Below are 4,546 nucleotides of genomic sequence, written 5' to 3'. Positions count from 1 at the left end.
GTGGGTTCCTGACCGACGTTGAAATCGCCAAAGTCGGCAGCTTCGAACAAGCGCTGATTGCTTACTTCAACCGCGATCACGCCGATTTGATGGCCAAGATCAACGTGAAGGGTGACTTCAATGACGATATCGACGCTGGCATGAAAGCCGGTATCGAGAAGTTCAAGGCCACCCAAACCTGGTAAGCCGCAGCGGGAGCCGCAAGGCTCCCGCTTGCTAACCTGATAGGTGTTACATGGCAGGCGCAAAAGAGATTCGCAGTAAGATTGCGAGCATCAAAAGCACGCAAAAAATTACCAGCGCCATGGAAAAAGTGGCGGTCAGCAAAATGCGCAAGGCACAAATGCGCATGGCTGCTAGCCGTCCTTATGCGGAGCGTATCCGCCAGGTAATTGGGCATTTGGCCAACGCCAACCCGGAATACCGCCACCCGTTCATGATCGACCGCGAAGTTAAGCGCGTTGGTTATGTGGTTGTGAGCAGTGACCGTGGTTTGTGTGGTGGTTTGAATACCAACCTGTTCAAGGCCCTGGTCAAGGACATGGCGGTAAACCGCGAAAAGGGCGTCGAGATCGATCTGTGTGTTGTTGGTAGCAAGGGTGCGGCCTTTTTCCGTAACTTCGGCGGTAACGTCGTTGCAGCTATCAGCCACCTGGGTGAAGAGCCGTCGATCAATGATTTGATCGGCAGTGTGAAGGTGATGCTGGATGCGTACCTGGAAGGCCGGATTGACCGCCTGTCCGTGGTATCCAACAAGTTCATCAACACCATGACCCAGCAGCCAACCGTGGAGCAATTGATTCCACTGGTGGCGACTCCGGATCAGGAACTCAAGCACCACTGGGACTACCTCTACGAACCAGACGCCAAAGAGCTGCTTGACGGCTTGATGGTGCGCTACGTGGAGTCGCAGGTGTACCAGGCGGTGGTCGAGAACAACGCAGCTGAACAAGCGGCGCGGATGATCGCGATGAAAAACGCTACCGATAACGCCGGTGATCTGATCAGCGATTTGCAGCTGATCTACAACAAGGCGCGTCAGGCTGCGATCACCCAAGAGATCTCGGAAATCGTCGGCGGCGCTGCCGCGGTTTAACGGTTCAAATATTCAGAGGATCCAGCTATGAGTAGCGGACGTATCGTTCAAATCATCGGCGCCGTTATCGACGTGGAATTTCCACGCGACAGCGTACCGAGCATCTACAACGCGCTGAAAGTACAAGGCGCGGAAACCACCCTGGAAGTTCAGCAGCAGCTGGGCGACGGCGTGGTTCGTACCATTGCGATGGGTTCCACCGAAGGCTTGAAGCGCGGTCTGGACGTTGTCGACACTGGCGCTGCCATCTCCGTACCGGTCGGTAAAGCGACCTTGGGCCGGATCATGGACGTACTGGGCAACCCGATCGACGAAGCTGGCCCGATCGACACCGAAGAGCGTTGGGGCATTCACCGCCCAGCACCTTCGTTCGCCGAGCAAGCTGGCGGCAACGACCTGCTGGAAACCGGCATCAAGGTTATCGACCTGGTTTGTCCGTTCGCCAAAGGCGGTAAAGTGGGTCTGTTCGGTGGTGCCGGTGTAGGCAAGACCGTAAACATGATGGAACTGATCCGTAACATCGCCATCGAGCACAGCGGTTATTCCGTGTTCGCCGGTGTGGGTGAGCGTACTCGTGAGGGTAACGACTTCTACCACGAGATGAAGGACTCCAACGTTCTGGACAAAGTGGCACTGGTTTACGGTCAGATGAACGAGCCGCCGGGAAACCGTCTGCGCGTAGCACTGACTGGCCTGACCATGGCCGAGAAGTTCCGTGACGAAGGTAACGACGTTCTGCTGTTCGTCGACAACATCTACCGTTACACCTTGGCCGGTACTGAAGTATCCGCACTGCTGGGCCGTATGCCTTCGGCAGTAGGTTACCAGCCGACCCTGGCTGAAGAGATGGGCGTTCTGCAAGAACGTATCACTTCGACCAAAGAAGGTTCGATCACCTCGATCCAAGCGGTATACGTACCTGCGGATGACTTGACTGACCCGTCGCCTGCGACCACCTTCGCCCACTTGGACGCCACCGTCGTACTGTCCCGTGACATCGCTTCCCTGGGTATCTACCCAGCGGTCGATCCACTCGACTCGACTTCGCGCCAGCTGGACCCGAACGTGATCGGCCAGGAGCACTACGACACCGCTCGCGGCGTTCAGTACGTGCTGCAGCGTTACAAAGAACTGAAGGACATCATTGCGATCCTGGGTATGGACGAGCTGTCGGAAACCGACAAGCAGTTGGTATCCCGCGCTCGTAAGATCCAGCGCTTCTTGTCGCAGCCGTTCTTCGTGGCTGAAGTCTTCACCGGTGCTTCGGGTAAATACGTTTCCCTGAAAGACACCATTGCTGGCTTCAAAGGCATCCTCAACGGTGACTACGACCACCTGCCAGAACAAGCGTTCTACATGGTCGGCGGCATCGAAGAAGCGATCGAGAAAGCCAAGAAACTGTAATCCAGGCGCCCGGCAACGGGCGCTCATCAGGTTGAGGCAATCAGATGGCTATGACAGTCCATTGCGATATCGTCAGCGCGGAAGGGGAAATCTTCTCCGGTCTGGTCGAGATGGTAGTAGCGCACGGCGAACTGGGTGATCTTGGTATCGCTCTGGGTCACGCTCCGCTGATCACCAGCTTGAAGCCAGGTCCGATCACGCTGACCAAGCAAGGCGGGGAACGCGAGGTGTTTTACATCTCCGGTGGTTTCCTGGAAGTTCAGCCGAACATGGTCAAGGTACTTGCCGACACCGTGCAACGCGCTGGCGACCTGGATGAAGCCTCCGCTCAGGAAGCCGTCAAGGCTGCCGAGAAGGCCCTGCACGAAAAAGGCGCGGACTTCGACTACAGCGCTGCTGCTGTACGTCTGGCCGAGGCTGCAGCTCAGCTGCGCACGCTCCAGCAGATCCGCAAGAAGTAAGCGGCCACGCCGCCATGCTTCATGCGCGATTGATTAAAAAGGGTAGCCTCGGCTACCCTTTTTCTTTTTTTGCAAAACACTTCTTTGGTCTGAAGTCGGACCGCCCAGGATTGGTAGCCATTCATGTCTCTTGAAATCGTCATTCTCGCCGCAGGCCAGGGCACTCGTATGCGTTCGGCCCTGCCCAAGGTGCTGCACCCGGTTGCCGGCAATTCCATGCTGGGTCATGTTATCCACAGCGCCCGGCAACTGGACCCGCAACGCATTCACGTCGTGATTGGCCATGGTGCCGATGTGGTCCGTGAACGCCTTGCCGCGGACGATCTGAATTTCGTATTGCAAGACAAACAACTCGGCACCGGTCACGCGACTGCGCAAGCCGTGCCATTCATCACCGCCGATACCGTATTGATCCTCTACGGCGACGTACCGCTGATCGAAGTAGAAACCCTGCAACGCCTGCTCAAGCACGTTGTGCCTGGCCAGATGGGCCTGCTGACGGTTGAACTGGACGACCCCACCGGCTACGGACGCATCGTACGCAACGCCGACGGCAAGGTCGCAGCCATCGTTGAGCATAAGGATGCCAGTGAAGCCCAGCGCGCCATCACCGAAGGCAACACTGGCATTCTCGCGGTCCCGGCCAATAAGCTCGCCGACTGGATGAGTCGCCTGTCCAACAATAACGCCCAGGGCGAGTACTACCTCACTGATGTGATCGAAATGGCCGTCAGCGATGGCCTGCTGGTCGCCACCGAGCAACCCCACGACCCGATGGAAGTGCAGGGTGCCAATGACCGCAAGCAACTGGCCGAGCTGGAGCGTCACTACCAACTGCGCGAGGGCCTGCGCCTGATGGCCCAGGGTGTGACCCTGCGCGACCCGGCACGCTTCGATGTGCGTGGTGAAGTTTCGGTGGGTCGCGACGTGCTGATCGATATCAACGTGATCCTGGAAGGCCGCGTGGTTATCGAAGACGACGTGGTGATTGGTCCGAACTGCGTGATCAAGGACAGCACTTTGCGCAAAGGTGTGGTGATCAAAGCCAACAGCCACCTCGATGGCGCCGTGATGGGCGAGGGCAGTGATGCGGGACCGTTTGCGCGTTTGCGTCCTGGCAGCGTGCTGGAGGCCAAGGCCCATGTGGGTAACTTCGTCGAACTGAAAAACGCCCACCTGGGCGAGGGTGCCAAAGCCGGTCATCTGACCTACTTGGGTGACGCGGTCATCGGTGCGCGCACCAACATCGGTGCTGGCACCATTACCTGCAACTACGATGGCGCGAACAAGCACCAAACCGTATTGGGTGAAGACGTGTTTATCGGTTCCAACAACTCTTTGGTCGCTCCAGTGAAGGTTGGCGACGGTGCTACCACGGCTGCAGGCTCCACCATCAACCAGGATGTGGATAACTTGCAGCTCGGTGTAGCTCGCGCCCGCCAACGCAATATCGACGGTTGGAAGCGCCCGGTCAAAATAAAGAAGACCTGAGTTATCCACACCCTTACCAGCGATAAATAACCAATGTGGGAGCGGGCTTGCTCGCGAATGCGGTGGGTCAGTCAATACATGTGCTGACTGACCC

At 57.4% G+C, this 4,546-nt stretch carries 4 protein-coding genes and 1 pseudogene; all 5 read left to right on the top strand.

Annotation, left to right across the window (positions count from 1 at the left end; genetic code table 11):
• Positions 1 to 185 (top strand): annotated as a pseudogene (locus ACRESD_RS22890) (F0F1 ATP synthase subunit alpha); the annotation flags it as partial.
• 50 nt (positions 186 to 235) lie between these two features.
• The gene (gene atpG / locus ACRESD_RS22885) at positions 236 to 1,096 is read left to right on the top strand and encodes a F0F1 ATP synthase subunit gamma (RefSeq protein WP_010207685.1); all 861 of its coding nucleotides are present in this window, start codon (positions 236 to 238) and stop codon (positions 1,094 to 1,096) included.
• Positions 1,097 to 1,123: 27 nt separating this feature from the next.
• Entirely contained in the window at positions 1,124 to 2,500 is a 1,377-nt protein-coding gene (atpD, locus tag ACRESD_RS22880) for a F0F1 ATP synthase subunit beta (protein ID WP_015886645.1), read from the top strand.
• Between the two features lie 44 nt (positions 2,501 to 2,544).
• Positions 2,545 to 2,961 (top strand): F0F1 ATP synthase subunit epsilon, encoded by a 417-nt coding sequence (locus ACRESD_RS22875; RefSeq protein ID WP_431752986.1) that lies wholly within the window; start codon positions 2,545 to 2,547, stop codon positions 2,959 to 2,961.
• A 123-nt stretch (positions 2,962 to 3,084) separates the two neighbouring features.
• Positions 3,085 to 4,452, top strand: coding sequence for a bifunctional UDP-N-acetylglucosamine diphosphorylase/glucosamine-1-phosphate N-acetyltransferase GlmU (gene glmU, locus ACRESD_RS22870; RefSeq protein WP_431752985.1), 1,368 nt, complete (start codon positions 3,085 to 3,087; stop codon positions 4,450 to 4,452).
• Positions 4,453 to 4,546: the final 94 nt, after the last annotated feature.

Origin of the sequence: Pseudomonas sp. (genome assembly GCF_050739995.1) — a bacterium.
Lineage (GTDB): Bacteria > Pseudomonadota > Gammaproteobacteria > Pseudomonadales > Pseudomonadaceae > Aquipseudomonas.
Note: the sequence above shows the minus strand (reverse complement) of the source record. Positions and strands in the feature narration are given on the sequence as shown.